This window comes from Streptomyces albospinus (assembly GCF_014648695.1).
Lineage (GTDB): Bacteria > Actinomycetota > Actinomycetes > Streptomycetales > Streptomycetaceae > Streptomyces > Streptomyces albospinus.
In genome coordinates this window covers 289594-306571 of sequence record NZ_BMRP01000004.1, presented here as the reverse complement: position 1 = coordinate 306571, position 16978 = coordinate 289594, and the positions used below count along the sequence as shown (strand labels likewise).

Genomic DNA, 16978 nt, shown 5'->3' with positions numbered 1-16978 from the left:
GCCGAGGCGGTGGGCTGCCGGCCCGACGAGTTGACGTTCACCCCTTCGGGGACGCACGCGGTGCATTCGGGCATCTTCGGCACGCTGGCGGCCCGCCGGCGCGCCGGCCGCCGGCTGGTGCACTCCGCCGTCGAGCACTCCTCCGTCCTGCACGCCGCCGAGGTGCACGAGGCGGCCGGCGGGACGCTGACCGAGGTCGCGGTGGACCGTACGGGCCGGGTGGCGGCCGGGGACGTCGCCGCGGCGCTCGGTACGGACACCGCGCTGGTCTGCCTCCAGTCGGCCAACCATGAGGTGGGGACCGAGCAGCCGGTGGAGGAGGTGGCCGCGCTCTGCCGCGAGGCCGGCGTGCCGCTGCTGGTGGACGCCGCGCAGTCGCTGCCCTGGGGCCCGGCGCCGGGTGCCTGGTCCGTGCTGGCGGCGAGCGCCCACAAGTGGGGCGGGCCGCCCGGGGTGGGGCTGCTGGCGGTCCGCAAGGGAACCCGCTTCTCGCCCCAGGGACCGCTGGACGAGCGGGAGTCGGGCCGCAGCCCGGGGTTCGGGAACCTCCCGGCGGTGGTGGCCGCGGCGGCGTCCCTGCGCGCGCTGCGGGCGGCTGCGGAGACCGGGCCGGACGAAGCGGCCCGGCTGCGGGGGCTGGTGGAGCGGATCCGGGCGCGGGTGCCGGAACTGGTCCCCGATGTCGAGGTGGTCGGCGATCCGGTGCGCCGGCTCCCCCACCTCGTCACCTTCTCCTGTCTCTATGTCGACGGGGAGACCCTGTTGCAGGAGCTGGACCGCTCGGGATTCTCCGTATCGTCCGGTTCGTCGTGTACGTCCAGCACGCTGACGCCCAGCCATGTGCTGCGCGCGATGGGCGTGCTGTCGGAGGGGAACGTCCGGGTCTCGCTGCCGTACGGCACCGGCGAGGCGGATGTGGAGCGGTTCCTGGAGGTGCTGCCGGAGGCGGTGCGGTCGGTCCGGGAGCGGTTCGGGGTGCCGGTGCGGGAAGCGCCCGCGAGGGGGGAAGAGGCAGCGGAAACAGAAGAGGAGCCGGCCGGGGTGGTGGTCGACTCGCTCGGCAAGCGCTGCCCGATTCCGGTCATCGAGCTGGCGAAGGCGATCGGCGGCGTGCCGGTGGGCGGGACCGTGACGGTACTGTCGGACGACGAGGCGGCGCGGCAGGACATCCCCGCCTGGTGCGCGATGCGCGACCAGGAGTACGTGGGCGAGCAGCCCGCGGAACGCGGCGCCGCATACGTGGTGCGGCGCCGCGGCTGATCCGGCGGCTCAGGCCAGGTACTGCTGGACCTCGGCGGCGGCTTCGTGGCCGTACGCCTTGGTGAAGCGGTCCATGAAGTGGCTGCGGTGCAGCTCGTACTCCTGGGTGCCGACGGTCTCGATGACCAGCGTCGCCAGCATGCAGCCGATCTGGGCGGCGCGCTCCAGGTCGACGCCCCAGGCCAGACCGGCCAGGAAGCCGGCCCGGAAGGCGTCGCCGACGCCGGTCGGGTCGGCCTTGGTCTTCTCCTCCGGGACGCCGACCTCGATGTCGGGCCGGCCCGCCCGCTCGATGCGGACGCCGTTGGAGCCGAGGGTGGTGACGCGGGTGCCGACCTTGGTGAGGATCTCCTCGGCGGTCCAGCCGGTCTTGGACTCGATCAGCCCCGCCTCGTACTCGTTGTTGAAGAGGTAGGTGGCGCCCTCCATGAGGAGGCGGATGTTCTCGCCGTCCATGCGGGCGATCTGCTGCGAGAAGTCGGCGGCGAACGGGATCCCGCGGGTGCGGCACTCCTCGGTGTGCCGGATCATCGCCTCCGGGTCGTCCGCGCCGATCAGCACCAGGTCCAGGCCGCCGACCCGCTCGGCCACGGTCTGGAGCTCGATCAGCCGGGCCTCGCTCATGGCACCGGCGTAGAAGGAGCCGATCTGGTTGTGGTCCGCGTCGGTCGTGCAGACGAAGCGGGCCGTGTGCAGGACCTCGGAGATGCGCACCGAGCGGGTGTCGACGCCGTGCCGGTCGAGCCAGGCGCGGTACTCCTCGAAGTCGGTGCCGGCGGAGCCGACCAGGACCGGCTGGATGCCGAGCTGGCCCATGCCGAAGCAGATGTTGGGGGCGACCCCGCCGCGGCGGACGTCGAGTTGGTCGACCAGGAAGGAGAGGGAGACGGTATGCAGCTGATCGGCGACCAACTGGTCGGCGAAGCGGCCGGGGAAGGTCATCAGGTGATCGGTGGCGATGGAGCCGGAGACTGCGATACGCACGGCGGGTCTGCTCCTGCGGATGGCGTGAGGTTGGCGGACGGAGGGCAACGCTACCCGGCGGGTCGGTCTGCATCTGCCCATTCCAGGACACTCGGATCCGCCGAAACTACCCAATAGTAGGTCTTTCTCGTCGCGCGTGGGGTGCGTACGGTTCCTCGTATGACCAAGCCTGTGAAAGCTGTCACATCCCCCGCCCCCTCCGCTGCCGCGAAGGCCGCCTCGGCGCAGGAGCCGGAGTCGCTGGACCAGCTGCGCGGGGACTGCGCGCGGATGGCCGGGCACTGGACGGGCGGGCGGCGGTCCGCGCCCGTGCCGGGCCGGCCCTCCGACCTGCACGGGGTCCGGGTCCCCGCGAAGTCTGCCGCACTCGTCGACGGGATGTCCGAGTACGGCGACTGAGGCGGACGGAACCGCTCGCGCCCCCGCTCCGTCCCATCGGCGTGCACCCCGCCCCGGGGTGGCACGTCAGATGTTCAGCGGAGCCGAAGGAGCGAAGCGGTGAACACCGAGGACAGTACGGATAGCCCGGACACGCCGGATACCCCGAAACCCGCCGGACGGCGGCGGACCCCTCTGGTGGTCGCCTCGATGGCCGCCGCGGTCCTGCTGGCCGGCGGCGGCGCGGCGTACTGGGCCGCCTCCGCGGCCGGCGGCGCGGCCGGCCCGGCGGGCGCCCCCGCGCACGGCAGCCCGCCGCCGCTGACGCTGGACGACCGGACGGGCGGCGCGGGGGGCTCGATAGCCGTCGGGGAGCCCGGCCCGAACGGGTCGCACTACAAGGTGGTGGGCACGCTGCCCGGGGGGCCGGGTTCCGCGCCCGTGTACCGCCCCCAGGGCGAGGTCGGCAAGCAGGCCGTGGAACGGCTGGCGAAGGCACTGGATGTGGCTGGAAACGTCCGTTCGGACGGCACCACCTGGAAGGTCGGCGGACAGACCCAGGACGCCCGCGGCCCCAGCCTTGAGGTGAACAAGTCCGGCTCCGGTGCCTGGACGTACCGGGTCACCCCGGGCCGGATGATGTGTCCGCTGCCCGCCTCGGGCGGCGCGGCCGGCACCCCTGGCTGCCCCTCGTACCGCGGTGGCGCGGACGCCGGGGCATCCCCGGGCGACGGTGGCAAGGGCGCGGTCTCGGAGGAGAAGGCCGAGGCGGCGGCGCGGCCGGTGCTGGCGGCGCTCGGCCAGCAGAACGCCCGGCTGGACGCCCGTGGGCTGATCGGCGCGGTGCGCACGGTGCGGGCCGATCCGGTGGTCGGCGGGCTGCCGACGCTCGGCTGGCAGAGCGCGTTCCAGGTCGGCGCGGACGGCAAACTCGTGGGCGGCAGTGGGCAGTTGGCGCAGCCGGTCAAGGGCGCGGACTACCCCGTGCTGAGCGCGCAGAAGACGCTGGACCGGACGAACGCGGGCGGCGGCCGGACGCCGGCCGAGGTGACCGGCGCGGTCTTCGGGCTCTCGGCGCAGTACGCGGACGGCGGCCAGATGCTGGTCCCGTCGTGGCTGTACACGGTGCGCCGGGCGGACGCCGGGAAGGGCCAGGACGCGACCTCGACCATGGCCCGGGTCGCGGTGGACCCGAAGTACCTCCGGCAGCCGGACGGCGGCCCGCAGCCGTCCGGGAAGCCCGGCGGGATGACGATGCGGCTGGAACGCTACGCCGTCAGCGGTGACGGCACCACGCTGACCGTGCACTTCTGGGGCGGGGTGTGCAGCACCTACGACGCGAGCGCCCAGGAGTCGGCCACGGCGGTACGGATCAAGGTCACCGGGAAGGACACGCACCCCGGCCAGATGTGCGTGAAGATCGCCAAGGACTTCACCAAGACCGTGACGTTGCGGCAGCCGCTGGACGGCCGGAAGGTCGTCGATGTGACCTCGGGCGCCGCGGTGCCGGAGAAGCCGTAGAAGCAGGCCGGGCCGGCGGCGGGTACGGAACGACGGAGGCGGCGCCCCCAGGGGAGCGCCGCCTCCGTGCGTCGTGGACCCGGGCCCCTCAGCTGAAGGAGTCGCCGCAGGCGCAGGAGCCGGTGGCGTTCGGGTTGTCGATCGTGAAGCCCTGCTTCTCGATGGTGTCGACGAAGTCGATGGAGGCGCCGCCCAGGTAGGGAGCGCTCATCCGGTCGGTGACGACCTTGACGCCGTCGAAGTCCTTGACGACATCGCCGTCGAGCGAGCGCTCGTCGAAGAAGAGCTGGTAACGCAGGCCGGAGCAGCCGCCGGGCTGGACCGCCACCCGCAGCGCGAGGTCGTCCCGACCTTCCTGCTCCAGCAGGCTCTTCACCTTCGACGCCGCCGCGTCGGACAGGATGATGCCGTCGGTGACGGTGGTCTCGTCCTGAACGCTCATCTACATCTCTCCCGGGTTGTACGGACGGCTTGCCAGCGGTTGCCTACAGGTCCAACCGGCGGCTTCCCGGATTAATTCCGGCTGCGCGTGACGTGTTCTGCTCTTTCTTCATGCTCGCACACCGGCGCGCATACGCAGGTGGCCGCCCGCGGCTCCTGGGCCGGAGGGCTGATGCGTCACATCGACACGATGGCCATCGTCAAAGTGACGTGAAGCAGCTATGATAGATAGCGTCAAATAGACGAAAAGGCATGTGCCAAAGAGCTGCCAGCAGAGAAGAGAGGGTGCGTGTCGTGACCGCCGCCCAGCCCCTGGACGTCCAGCCGACCCCGCTGGCGCTGCTCCTCCTCGGCCGCGAGGCCGACCCGAAGAGCGAGCGCGGCGTGGAGTGTCCCGGCGATCTGCCGGCCCCCTCCGACCCCGACCTCGTCGAGCGCGCCCGCGCGGCCAAGGCGAAGCTCGGGGACAGGGTCTTCGTCCTCGGGCACCACTACCAGCGCGACGAGGTCATCGAGTTCGCGGACGTGACCGGCGACTCGTTCAAGCTCGCGCGGGACGCCGCGGCTCGGCCGGACGCCGAGTACATCGTCTTCTGCGGTGTGCACTTCATGGCCGAGTCCGCGGACATCCTCACCGGCGACGGCCAGCAGGTGATCCTCCCCGACCTGGCCGCCGGCTGCTCGATGGCCGACATGGCCACCGCCGAGCAGGTCGCCGAGTGCTGGGACGTGCTGACCGAGGCGGGCATCGCCGAGCAGGTCGTGCCCGTCTCGTACATGAACTCCTCGGCGGACATCAAGGCGTTCACCGGCAAGCACGGCGGCACGATCTGCACCTCCTCGAACGCGAAGCGGGCGCTGGACTGGGCCTTCGAGCAGGGGTCGAAGGTCCTCTTCCTGCCGGATCAGCACCTGGGCCGCAACACCGCCGTACGGGACATGGGCATGTCCCTGGACGACTGCGTGGTCTACAACCCGCACAAGCCGAACGGCGGGCTGACCGCCGACGAGCTGCGGGCCGCGAAGATGATCCTGTGGCGCGGCCACTGCTCGGTGCACGGCCGCTTCTCGCTGGACTCGGTGAACGACGTCCGCGAGCGGATACCGGGCGTGAACGTCCTCGTCCACCCCGAGTGCAAGCACGAGGTCGTCGCGGCGGCGGACCAGGTCGGCTCGACGGAGTACATCATCAAGGCCCTGGAGGCCGCGCCCGCCGGTTCGAAGTGGGCGATCGGCACCGAGCTGAACCTCGTCCGCCGGCTGGCCAACCGCTTCGCCGCGGAGGACAAGGAGATCGTCTTCCTCGACAAGACGGTCTGCTTCTGCTCGACCATGAACCGCATCGACCTGCCGCACCTGGTCTGGACGCTGGAGTCGCTGGCGGACGGCAAGGTGGTCAACCGCATCCAGGTCGACAAGGAGACCGAGAGCTTCGCCAAGCTGGCCCTGGAGCGGATGCTGGCGCTGCCGTAGGCGCCGCGCGCAAGGGCCGACCGTTCAGTCCGTCCCGACCCACTGCCGGGACGGACTGATCGTGATGCGGTGGGCGTCCCGCGGTGGGCTGCCGTCCGCGAGCCAGTCGCGGTAGGCCGCCGAGACCTCGTCCCACAGCCGGCGCGGGCCGAACTGCTCGGTCTCGTACGTCTCGTGGCCGGGGACGTATTCGACGGTGGCCCAGGACGTGCGGGCGTCGTCGAAGAGCCAGTACGTGGCCTCGTCGCTGCCGTCGTCGGCGGGGTACAGGAGCGGCCAGGCGTCCCGTACGCGCAGGCCGACGGCGAAGCGGGCGTCGAGGTCGTCCTCCAGGACGCGGGGGTCGATGGCGGTGCGGGCGGTGTCGCCCGCTTCGCCGTGGTACCAGTCCTCGATGCGGCCGTACGAACGGCGTTGCTGACGGGCCCACATGAAGGACGGGCGGCCGGAGAAGCCGCCGGTCGCCTCGCCGTCGTGGACGGTCAGGGTGGCGAAGGAATAGGAGTGGAACGAGGAGCCCCACGGGGTGAGGATCGTTCCCTCGTCGGCGGTCTGGGCCACCCAGGCGTAGGGGATGTCGCGGACCGTGCAGGTGGCGATGACGCGGTCGTAGCGGGCCCGTTCGGGGACGCCGGCGAGGCCGTCGCCGCAGACCATGTACGGGCGCAGACCGGCCCGTTCGAGGTTGCGGCGGGCGATGGCGTGGAGGGCCTGGTCGGTCTCGATGGTGGTCGTGCGGTCCTCGCCGAGGCGGTGGGCGAGCCATGCGGCGTGGTAGCCGGTGCCGGTCCCGATCTCCAGTACCGCGTCCCCGTCCTGGACGATGTCGTCCATGGTGAGCATCAGGGAGGGCATGGAGGTCGAGCAGGTGGGGAAGCCGACCTGCCCGTCGTCCGCCTTCTCACCGTCGTTGTACTGGGTGATCAGCGGCAGGTCCGCGTAGACCATGCGCCGCCACTCGTCCTCGTCGCGGGAACGGGAGACGGTGCGGTCGGCCACTTCGAAGGTGTCGGGAACGAAGTGGGCGCGGTCGACGGCGGCGACGGTCGGCGCCCAATCCGGCGCCAGGGCGCCCTTGTTGCGCAGGATCTCCAGGAGCCGGCTCGGCGAGGACATGGCGGGCCGCCCGGCTACTTCTTCTTGGGCGGGTCGCTCACCGGCTTGTTCCACTGGCCGTCGGACTCTTTCGGACTCTGCCGCTTGTCGCCGTCCTGGCCGTCCCTGCCGTCTCCGTGCTTACCCATGAAGTCCCCCTTCCGGGATGCGGATGCCTCCCGCGACGGCGGTACCCGGGGACCGGGATCGCTAACCACGGGGCCGCGGGGCGGCGGAGATTCCTGGCCAGAGGTCATGTGGTGTCAACTGCCCCGCGGGTTCACCGGTTACCCGGCAGCCGCATCCTGGCACAGCCGAGCCCCCGCGGCCTCGCGAGGAGGCGGCGGGGGCTCGGTGCGTACCGGTCGTCAGCGGGCCGGGGGCGTCACACCCCGGCCGGCTCCGGCTGCCGGTCGGTGTCGGCGGACGCCGGCGGGGCGCCGTCCTTCTTCGCCCGCTTCGCCGCCTTCTTCTTCGCCCGGCGCTCCTTGCGGAGCTCGATCATCGCGTAGAGCGTGGGGACGAGGAGGAGGGTGAGGAGCGTGGAGGTGATCAGGCCGCCGATGACCACGACCGCCAGCGGCTGGGATATGAAGCCGCCGTCGCCGGTGATGGACATCGCCATCGGGAGCAGCGCCATGATCGTCGCGAGCGCCGTCATCAGGATGGGGCGGAGGCGGTGCCGGCCGCCCTCGACGACGGCCTCGACGACGCCGTGACCCTGCGCGCGGTACTGGTTGATCAGGTCGATCAGCACGATGGCGTTGGTGACCACGATGCCGATGAGCATCAGCATGCCGATCATCGCCGGGACGCCGAGCGGGGTGCCGGTGGCGACCAGCAGTCCGATCGCGCCGGTGGCCGCGAACGGGATCGAGATCAGCAGGATCAGCGGCTGGACGATGGACTTGAAGGTGCCCACCAGCAGCAGGAAGACGATCGCGATGGCCGCGAGCATGGCCAGGCCGAGCGAGGAGAAGGCGTCGCCCTGGTCCTGCGAGACGCCGCCGATGGTCGCGGTGGCGCCGGACGGCAGCTTCAGGCTCTTGATCCTGCTCTGGAGCTGGGTGGAGACCGCGCCGGTGTTGTCGCCGGTGGGCTTGGCGGTGACGGTCGCCGAGCGGGCACCGTCGATGCGGGTCATCCGGACGGGACCGGGGACGGTCTTGACGGTGGCGAGGTCGCCCAGCTTCGCCATCCCGCCCGGGGTCGGGATCGGCAGGTCCTCCAACTGGGCCTCGGTGGTGGCCGGGTGGGCCGACTTGATCACCACGTCGCGCTCGGTGTCGTCCAGGACGGCCTTGCCGCTGGGCGTACCGCCGACCGCCTGGGCGACGGCCGCACCGAGGGTGGTCTGGTTGTAACCGGCCGCGGCGGCCTTGTCGTTGGGCGTGACGGAGATCCGCGGCACGCTCTGCGCGAGGTCGCTCTGGACGTCGGTGACGTGGTCGAGCCCGGCGACGGCCTTGCGGACCTGCTCGCTGGCCTGCTTGAGGACGGCGGGGTCGCCGGCCTTGACGACCACGCTCAGGTTCTGGTTGCCGAAGCCGGCGCCGCCCGCGGTGACGGTGGTGTCGCCGATGGACGGGCCGAGCTTGGCGAGGCCGGCCCGCAGGTCGTCGGTGACCCTGGCGGAGTCCGCGGCGTCCTTCAACTTGACCTGGTAGCCGGCCTGGTTGGCGCCGGTGCCGCCGCCGAAGGCCGCCATCATGCCGGAGGAGCCGACGGTGACCTGGTAGTCCTTGACGTCCTTGGTGTCGGCGAGCAGCTGCTCGATCTTCTTGGCCTGGGTGTCGGCCGCGCCGAGGCTCGTACCGGGCTTCAGCTCCTGCTTGATGCTGAGGGTGTCCTGCTTGCCCTGGTCGAAGAAGTTGGTCTTCAGCAGCGGGCCCATGGCGAACGTGCCGACGAGGATCACCACGGCGATCAGCAGGCTGGTGAAGCGGCGGCGGGTGGCGAAGCGCAGGACCGGGACGTAGAGGCGCTGGAGCGGGCTGCGGGTCTCCTTCTCCTCGGCCGCGCGGCGCAGCGCCTCGGGGTCGGTGCCCTCGGGGATTTCCGGGGCGCGCAGGAACCAGTACGACAGGACCGGCACCACCGTCAGGGAGACCAGCAGCGAGGAGAGCAGCGCGACGGTCACGGTGATGGAGAAGGAGCCGAAGAGGGCGCCGACCATCCCGCCGACCACACCGATCGGGAGGAAGACCGCGACGGTGGTGAGGGTGGAGGAGGTGATCGCGCCGGAGACCTCCTTGACGGCCGTGAGGATGGCCTCGCGGCGCTCCTCGCCGTAGCCCAGGTGCCGCTTGATGTTCTCCAGGACGACGATCGAGTCGTCGACGACGCGGCCGATGGCGATGGTCAGCGCGCCGAGGGTGAGCATGTTGAGGGAGAGGTTCCCGGTCCACAGCACGATCAGCGTGATGACCACGGACAGCGGGATGGAGACCGCGGTGACCAGGGTCGAGCGCAGGCTGAGCAGGAAGACCAGGATCACGATCACGGCCATGGCCAGGCCGAGCAGGCCCTCGGTGGTCAGCGACTCGATGGACTTGGAGACCTGCGGGCCCTGGTCGGAGGCGATGGTGACGCTGGTGCCGGTGCCGAGGTCCTGGCGGATCTTGCCCAGCTTGCCCTTGACCGCGTCGGAGATGGCGACGGCGCTGCCGTCCTGGTTCATCGTCACGGTGACGGAGAGGCTGGGCTTGCCGTCGGTGCGGGTGATGGAGGTCGGGGTGGCCGACGTCTCCTTGACGGTGGCGACGTCCCCGAGCCGGACCGCCTTGCCGCCCTGGCCGCCGGCCGCACCGCCCGGCCCCGCGGACGGGGCGACCATCAGGTCCTCGATCTGCCGGACGGAGGTGAACCCGGCGCCGACCTGGACGGTCCTGCTCTGCCCGTTCTCGGCGAACGCGCCGGCCGGCACCGACGTACCGCCGGCCTGGAGTGCCTGGCCGAGCGCCGCGGGGTTCAGCCCGGCGGCGGCGAGCTTCTGGTTGTCGGGGGTGACCGCGACGATCCGGTCCTGGACGCCGCTGACGTTGACCTGGCCGACCCCGTCGATGTTCTTCAGGTCCGGGACGACGCTGCGGTTGAGCTGGTCGGCGAGGGTCTGCTGGTCCTTCGACGAGGACGAGACCGCCAGGACGACGGTGGGCAGGTCGTCCGTGCCGCCCGAGACCACCTGCGGGTCGACGTCCTTGGGCAGCTTCGCACGGGCCCGGTTGACGGCCTGCTGGACATCGGCGACGAGGGTCTTGGAGTCGTTGCCGTAGTCGAACTGCGCCATGATGACGCCGGAGCCCTCGCTCGACGTCGAGGTGACGCTCTTGATGCCGCTGACCGCCTGGATGCCGTTCTCCAGCGGCTCGATCACCTGCTTCTCGACGACATCGGGCGACGCACCCTGGTAGGGCGTGATCACGGACACCATCGGCAGGTCGATGGACGGCAGGAGCTGCTGTTTGAGCTGCGGGATCGCGATGGCGCCGAAGGCGATCGCGACGATCGACATCAGCGCTATCAGGCCCCGTTGTACGAGGCTGATTCGGGACAGCCAGGACATGGGTGGGGTCTCTCTTCTGTTCAGAGAAGTCCGGGGAGGTCGGACGACGTCGGCGGCCCTTGCGGACCCGGCGGGAAGGGCCGGCACCGGCCCACCTACACCCTCCGCCATGGCCAGGCCGGTTTTCCTCGCTCGCAGGTCGGTTTCCGGTCAGCGGCCGTACCGCGTTGGGAGTACGGACCGCTCCACCCTCACTGCACCCGTGGGCGTACGAGTCCCGATTCGTAGGCGATGACCACCAGCTGGGCGCGGTCGCGGGCGCCGAGCTTGGCCATCGCGCGGTTGACGTGCGTCTTGACGGTGAGCGGGCTGACTTCCAGCTGCTCGGCGATCTCGTCGTTGGACAGCCCGCCGGCCACCAGGCCCAGCACCTCGCGCTCCCGTCCGGTGAGCGTGGCCAGCCGCTCGGCGCCCGGCCCGGAGGGGCCCTGTTCGCCCGAACTGTCGCCCTGCGCAAGGAACTTGGCGATCAGGCCCTTGGTCGCCGCGGGCGACAGCAGCGCCTCCCCGGCCGCCGCGACACGGATCGCGCCCAGCATCTCGTCCGGTTCGGCGCCCTTGCCGAGGAAGCCGCTGGCCCCGGCCCGCAGCGACTGGATGACGTAGTCGTCGACCTCGAAGGTGGTCAGGATGACCACCCGGACACCGGTGAGCTCCGGGTCCTGGCTGATCATGCGGGTGGCGGCCAGGCCGTCGGTGCCGGGCATCCGGATGTCCATGAGGACGACGTCGGGGCGGGCCGCGCGCGTCAGCTCGTACGCCTGCGCCCCGTCGGACGCCTCCCCCACCACCGTCATGTCGGGCTCGGAGTCGACGAGGATGCGGAACGCGCTGCGCAGCAGCGTCTGGTCGTCGGCCAGCAGCACCTTGATCGTCATCGCGTCGCCCTCGTGGTCATGTCGTCTCGTCCGCGCGGGCGCCGTTCAGTGGCAGGGTGACCCGCACCTGGAAGCCGCCGGTCGGGCGCGGCCCGGTGGCGACCGTGCCGCGCAGTGCGAAGACCCGCTCGCGCATCCCGATCAGACCATGCCCGCCACCGCTGCCGTGCGGCTCCCCCTCCCCGTCCGCCGGGCCGCCGGTGCCGTCGTCGCGGACGGTCACGGTCAGCGCGGTCTCCGAGCGGACGATCCGCACCGCGGCGCGGGCGCCCTCGCCGGCGTGCTTGCGGACGTTGGTCAGCGCCTCCTGGACTACGCGGTAGGCGGTGAGGTCGACGGAGGCGGGGAGGGCCTGGGGCGATGTCACCACAGCGCGAAGCGCTTCCGCTCGGGGCGGTGGCGGGCTGGGGGTACCTCCCAGCGGTAGCTGGGGGAGGGTGGGCAGCTCCAGGTCCACGGGGAGCCCGGCGCGGACGAAGCCGTCGATCAGCTGGTCCAGGACGCCGAGGCCCGGCGCGGGCTCGGTCGGCGCCTTGGGGTCGTCGGACTGGCGCAGCAGGCCGACGGTGGCGCGGAGCTCCTCCAGTGCCGAGCGGGACGCCTCGCGGACATGGGCCAGTGCCTGCTTGGCCTGGTCGGGGCGGTTGTCCATGACGTGCGAGGCGACCCCAGCCTGGACGTTGACCAGGGCGATGTGGTGGGCGACGACGTCGTGCAGCTCCCGGGCGATGCGCAGCCGCTCCTCGGCGACCCGGCGGCGGGCCTCCTCCTCGCGGGTGCGCTCGGCGCGTTCGGCGCGCTCGCGGATGGCGTCCACGTACGCCCGGCGGCTGCGGACCGCGTCGCCGGCCGCCGCCGCCATGCCCGTCCAGGCGAAGATCGCGAGGTTCTCCTGGGCGTACCAGGCCCGGTGCCCGAAGAACATCGCGGCGGCGGTCAGCACGACGACGGTCAGCGCGCCGACCCGCCAGGTGGTGGGTCGGTCGGTCCGGGACGCCAGGGTGAACAGCGCGATCACCGCGGAACCGGCCACCGGCACGCGCGGATCGTCGGACTGCACGAGGATTTCGACGACGGTCAGCCCGCAGGTCGCGGCCAGCACCGTACGGGGCATCCGGCGGCGCAGCACCAGCGCGCCGGAGGCGAGGGCGGCCAGCACCACCGTGGTGGCCGTCAGATGACGCAATCCGAAGCGCGGGACGTGCGGGCCGTGCCCGCCGTGCGGCGCGGCCACCGCACCGCACAGGATCACCGCGAACGCCACCACCGCCACGGCGGCGTCGACGGCGAGCGCATGCGTCCGGTGCCACTGGCGCAGGCGCGCGACCCGGGTGGCGTCCGGGGTTTCGGTCGCCGCACCGGAGCGCGCCGAGCTCGCGCGCGGGGCGGTGGCGGGCGACAGCGACGGGAAGCGGTAGCGCGCAGCGCTTCGTGCCGGGGTGGTGGCGGGCGACGGGCGGGTCACAAGAGGAAACGGTAGCGCCCCGGTCCCCCTGAGGGGCCGGGGCGCTGTCCGTAGTGCGCTGGGGTGGAGCTGCCGGGCGGCCGGTCAGCCCGGGATCAGGCCGTCGTCGCCGAGCATCTCGCGGACCTCGCCGAGCGTGGCGTCCGGAGCCGGCAGGATCAGTTCGGAGGGCTCCAGGGCGTCGTCCGGAAGCGGGGTGCCCAGGCGGCGCACCGCGTCCAGCAGCGCATCGAGGGTGCGCCGGAACCCGGTCTCGTCGCCGCTCTCCATCTCGGCGAGCAGTTCGTCGTCCAGTTTGTTGAGCTCGATGAAGTGGGAGTCGTCCAACTTCACCTGGCCCTCCCCCATGATCCGTACGATCACGACGGTCTCCCTCGGTGCGGTCCGGCGGTACCGGCGGCGGTCGCTGCGGTGATCGGCGCTGCCACGATCAGCAACGTGATCACCGGGAGGCTGTCCGCCGCCGTCCCTCACTGCTTGTCGAGACGCGGGTGCTCCTGCTGCGGGGCGGGCTGCGCGGCGCCGCCCTGGCCGCCCTCGATGGCCTGCTGCTGGGCGGACGGGCCGCCCGCCAGCTCGGCCTTCATCCGCTGGAGCTCCAGCTCGACATCGCTGCCGCCGGACAGCCGGTCCAGTTCGGCGGTGATGTCGTCCTTGGCCATGCCGGACGGGTCGTCCAGCGCGCCGGAGGCCATCAGCTCGTCGATGGCACCGGCCCTGGCCTGGAGCTGCGCGGTCCGGTCCTCGGCGCGCTGGATCGCCAGGCCGACGTCGCCCATCTCCTCGGAGATGCCGGAGAACGCCTCGCCGATCCGGGTCTGCGCCTGGGCCGCCGTGTACGTGGCCTTGATCGTCTCCTTCTTCGTACGGAAGGCGTCGACCTTGGCCTGGAGCCGCTGCGCGGCCAGCGTGAGCTTCTCCTCCTCGCCCTGGAGCGTCTGGTGCTGCGTCTCCAGGTCGGTGACCTGCTGTTGCAGCGCGCTGCGCCGGGTCAGCGCCTCGCGGGCCAGGTCCTCGCGGCCGAGCGCCAGCGCCTTGCGGCCCTGGTCCTCCAGCTTGGCGGACTGGCCCTGGAGCTGGTTGAGCTGCAACTCCAGGCGCTTGCGGGAGGTCGCCACGTCGGCGACGCCGCGGCGTACCTTCTGCAGCAGTTCCAGCTGCTTCTGGTACGAGTAGTCGAGGGTCTCGCGCGGGTCTTCGGCCCGGTCAAGGGCCTTGTTGGCCTTCGCGCGGAAGATCATCCCCATCCGCTTCATGACACCATCGCTCATGGGCCTCGCGCGCCCCCTTCTGACCGACTCACATCGGGCTTAGGCTCCAGCACATCTACAGACCCCACAGTACGGGCCTTGGTTCCATTACCGCACTGTTCGGGCCCGGATGCGCTCCTCCTCCAGGACGATCAGGCCGGCCGACTTCTCCCGCCCAGGGAGTAGGACGACCCCGGGGAATCCGCATGACGCCCGGTCCGTCCCGTTACGTCACCGCGCTGCGGCCGATGCCGTTGCCGGATCGTTCCCCGTCGGCCCGTGGCTCATTCACCACGACCACGTACTCTTGGGTGTTGTGTTCCGAAGCCGTTCCAAGGATGAGCAGGCCGCGACCTCCAAGGTGACCGCGGACCAGCCCCAGCAGCCCCGCGACCCGCAGGCCCCCAAGGGCCGCCCGACGCCCAAGCGCAGCGACTCCCAGTCGCAGCGCCGTTCGCGTGCGCAGACGCCGACCAACCGCAAGGACGCCGCCAAGGCCCAGCGGGAGGCGCGCCGTGCCGACATGGCCCGCCAGCGCGAGGCCCTGGCCAACGGCGACGAGCGCTATCTCCCGGTGCGCGACAAGGGACCGGTGCGCCGGTTCGCGCGTGACTACATCGACTCGCGCTGGTGCGTGGCGGAGTTCTTCCTGCCGATGGCCGTGGTGATCCTGGTGCTCACCATGGTCCGGGTGCCGTCGATCCAGAGCATCGCGCTGCTGCTGTGGCTCGCGATCATCGTGCTGATCGCGATCGACTCGGTGCTCATCTGGTTCCGGCTGGGCGCGCGGCTCAAGGAGAAGTTCCCCAAGGAGAACCTCAAGGGCGCCAAGGCGTACGCCATCATGCGGACGCTCCAGATGCGGCGGCTGCGGCTGCCCAAGCCGCAGGTCAAGCGCGGCCAGCGGCCCTGAGCCCGAAGGCTCAGGGCACCGTGGCCCGGCGCAGACCGCGCCGGGCTGCGTCGGTCCGGACCGGACCGCGTCAGTCGGCGTCCGTCTCCGCGTGCAGGCTCATCGGCGCCGGATAGATCTCCGTGCCGTCCTCGAAGAGCCGGACCTGCTCGACGCCGCCGTTCAGCAGGGCCCGCCACTCCTCGCCGATCCAGGATTCGGCATCCCCTTGGGTGGTGAACTCCTCCGGCTCCACCGAGGGCACCGCCTCCGTACCGTCCGCCTTCTCGAACCGCCACGTCCACGCCATGTGCGCCTCCTGGATCCCACCGAGTACGTCGTACGTCGTGCTTCCGGGTTGAGCTTCCGTGCTTGATCGAAAGCCTATCGGCCGTGTCGAGGGGTGCCCCCGCGCGCTGACCGGGGCGGGACGCGAGAAACTCGGCGGGTGGACCTGACTCTCCTCGGCACCGGGGCCCCGCAGGGGCTGCCGCGCCCCGGTTGCCCGTGTGCCGCCTGTGCGACCGCCGTCGGCGGCGAGGCACGGGCGGCGACCGCGCTGCTCATCGACGGCGCGCTGCTCATCGACCTGACGCCGGGACCGGCCTTCGCCGCCGCCCGCGCCGGCCGGTCGCTGGCCGCGGTGCGGCAGGTGCTGCTCTCGCATCCGCACAACGGCCCGGCGCTGGAGGTGCCGGCCGGGCTGCCGCAGCCGGTCCGGGTCGCGGACGGGCTGGCGCTGGCCCTGCTGGGCGGGCACCGGGTGCGGGCGATCGCGGTGGATGTGCCGGGGACGGGCTACGAGGTCACCGGCGGGGACGGCGAGCGGCTGCTGTACCTGCCGCCGGGGGCCGCGCCCGCCGGGGAGATCGCCGGGAACGGCGGCCACGACGCGTCGGGGGGCACCGGACCGTACGACCTGGTGCTGCTCGACGTGCTGGAACGGCCGGACGCGCTGGCCCGGCTGCGGGCGGGCGGGGCGGTGGACGCGGCGACGGACGTGGTCGCGGTGCACATCGACCACACCGTGCCGCCCGGTCCCGAACTGCACCGCAGACTGGCGGCGTTGGGCGCCCGCACGGTGCCGGACGGCGGCTCGCTGGTGGTCGGCGAGTACCACGCGGTGCCCGATCTGCCACGCCGCACGCTGGTGCTGGGCGGGGCGCGCAGCGGGAAGTCGGTGGAGGCGGAGCGGCGGCTGACGGGGTTCCCCGAGGTGCTCTACGTGGCCACCGGCGGCACCCGGGACGGCGACGAGGAGTGGGCGCAGCGGGTGACGCTGCACCGCGAGCGGCGCCCCGGCAGCTGGCGCACCGCGGAGACCTGCGACCTGGTGCCGCTGCTCGCCGACGATCCCGGGCCGGGCGCGGACCCCGGCAACGGGCGGCCCACCGCCCCGCCGCTGCTCATCGACTGCCTGGCGCTGTGGCTGACGCATGCCATGGACGAGGTGGCTGCCTGGGACGACGCGGCCTGGGAGGCCGGCGGCCGGCGGGCCCTGCGGGAGCGCTGCGACGCGCTGGTCGCGGCCGTCCGGGCGACCCGCCGGCGGGTGGTGGCGGTCAGCAACGAGGTCGGCTCGGGAGTGGTGCCGGCGACCTCGGCGGGCCGCCGCTTCCGCGATGAACTGGGGCGGCTGAACGCCGCGTTCGGCGCCGAGTGCGAGCAGGTGCTGCTGGTCGTCGCGGGCCAGGCGCTCACGCTGCGCGGCTGACGGCGGCACTCTCCCCCAGGGCCGGCGACGGCCCGTACGCGGCCGGCGGGATGCGGTGCCCG

15 protein-coding genes are annotated in these 16978 nt (G+C 72.2%); 6 read left to right on the top strand and 9 right to left on the bottom strand.

The features are described 5' to 3' along the window. The coding region (locus IEZ17_RS08800; RefSeq protein WP_229852077.1) for a cysteine desulfurase/sulfurtransferase TusA family protein at positions 1–1260 on the top strand (1260 nt) is incomplete at its 5' end. A gap of 9 nt (positions 1261–1269) precedes the next feature. Here IEZ17_RS08800 and IEZ17_RS08795 read toward each other — a convergent pair. After that, entirely contained in the window at positions 1270–2244 is a 975-nt protein-coding gene (locus IEZ17_RS08795) for a carbohydrate kinase family protein (RefSeq protein ID WP_189298169.1), read from the bottom strand. A gap of 159 nt (positions 2245–2403) precedes the next feature. Here IEZ17_RS08795 and IEZ17_RS08790 point away from each other — a divergent pair, with 159 nt between their 5' ends. Together IEZ17_RS08790 and IEZ17_RS08785 are read left to right on the top strand one after the other, a co-directional pair. Further along, on the top strand, positions 2404–2643 hold the full coding sequence (locus tag IEZ17_RS08790; protein WP_189298408.1) for a hypothetical protein: 240 nt from the start codon (positions 2404–2406) through the stop codon (positions 2641–2643). Between the two features lie 99 nt (positions 2644–2742). Beyond that, positions 2743–4143 carry a hypothetical protein gene (locus IEZ17_RS08785; RefSeq protein WP_189298167.1) on the top strand — a complete coding sequence of 467 codons (1401 nt, stop codon included), beginning with the start codon at positions 2743–2745 and terminating at the stop codon, positions 4141–4143. Between the two features lie 88 nt (positions 4144–4231). On the opposite strand, the gene erpA is transcribed toward IEZ17_RS08785, so the two are convergent. Then, complete coding sequence (erpA, locus tag IEZ17_RS08780; protein ID WP_043264013.1) at positions 4232–4585, bottom strand: iron-sulfur cluster insertion protein ErpA; 354 nt, start codon at positions 4583–4585, stop codon at positions 4232–4234. A 284-nt stretch (positions 4586–4869) separates the two neighbouring features. Here erpA and nadA point away from each other — a divergent pair, with 284 nt between their 5' ends. Beyond that, complete coding sequence (gene nadA / locus IEZ17_RS08775; RefSeq protein WP_506005245.1) at positions 4870–6057, top strand: quinolinate synthase; 1188 nt, start codon at positions 4870–4872, stop codon at positions 6055–6057. A gap of 24 nt (positions 6058–6081) precedes the next feature. Here the strand turns inward: nadA and IEZ17_RS08770 are convergent, their stop codons facing one another. The 6 genes from IEZ17_RS08770 to IEZ17_RS08745 all read right to left on the bottom strand — a co-directional run bounded on the left by IEZ17_RS08770 (position 6082) and on the right by IEZ17_RS08745 (position 14316). After that, positions 6082–7173 carry a methyltransferase domain-containing protein gene (locus IEZ17_RS08770; protein ID WP_189298163.1) on the bottom strand — a complete coding sequence of 364 codons (1092 nt, stop codon included), beginning with the start codon at positions 7171–7173 and terminating at the stop codon, positions 6082–6084. A 364-nt stretch (positions 7174–7537) separates the two neighbouring features. Next, a complete protein-coding gene (locus tag IEZ17_RS08765) occupies positions 7538–10717 on the bottom strand; it encodes an efflux RND transporter permease subunit (RefSeq protein ID WP_189298161.1) in 3180 nt (1059 codons plus the stop codon). 191 nt (positions 10718–10908) lie between these two features. Further along, on the bottom strand, positions 10909–11595 hold the full coding sequence (locus IEZ17_RS08760) for a response regulator (RefSeq protein WP_189298159.1): 687 nt from the start codon (positions 11593–11595) through the stop codon (positions 10909–10911). A gap of 16 nt (positions 11596–11611) precedes the next feature. After that, positions 11612–12913 (bottom strand): sensor histidine kinase, encoded by a 1302-nt coding sequence (locus IEZ17_RS08755; RefSeq protein ID WP_229852093.1) that lies wholly within the window; start codon positions 12911–12913, stop codon positions 11612–11614. Positions 12914–13144: 231 nt separating this feature from the next. After that, the gene (gene pspAA, locus IEZ17_RS08750; RefSeq protein WP_189298157.1) at positions 13145–13423 is read right to left on the bottom strand and encodes a PspA-associated protein PspAA; all 279 of its coding nucleotides are present in this window, start codon (positions 13421–13423) and stop codon (positions 13145–13147) included. Between the two features lie 107 nt (positions 13424–13530). Then, positions 13531–14316: a PspA/IM30 family protein gene (locus IEZ17_RS08745; protein WP_308427616.1), complete on the bottom strand. Its 786-nt coding sequence runs from the start codon at positions 14314–14316 to the stop codon at positions 13531–13533. Positions 14317–14626: 310 nt separating this feature from the next. Here IEZ17_RS08745 and IEZ17_RS08740 point away from each other — a divergent pair, with 310 nt between their 5' ends. Further along, complete coding sequence (locus IEZ17_RS08740; RefSeq protein ID WP_189298154.1) at positions 14627–15223, top strand: DUF3043 domain-containing protein; 597 nt, start codon at positions 14627–14629, stop codon at positions 15221–15223. A 70-nt stretch (positions 15224–15293) separates the two neighbouring features. On the opposite strand, the gene IEZ17_RS08735 is transcribed toward IEZ17_RS08740, so the two are convergent. Further along, positions 15294–15512 carry a hypothetical protein gene (locus tag IEZ17_RS08735; RefSeq protein WP_189298152.1) on the bottom strand — a complete coding sequence of 73 codons (219 nt, stop codon included), beginning with the start codon at positions 15510–15512 and terminating at the stop codon, positions 15294–15296. Positions 15513–15650: 138 nt separating this feature from the next. Here IEZ17_RS08735 and IEZ17_RS08730 point away from each other — a divergent pair, with 138 nt between their 5' ends. After that, the gene (locus tag IEZ17_RS08730; protein ID WP_189298149.1) at positions 15651–16916 is read left to right on the top strand and encodes a bifunctional adenosylcobinamide kinase/adenosylcobinamide-phosphate guanylyltransferase; all 1266 of its coding nucleotides are present in this window, start codon (positions 15651–15653) and stop codon (positions 16914–16916) included. Positions 16917–16978 lie beyond the last annotated feature (62 nt).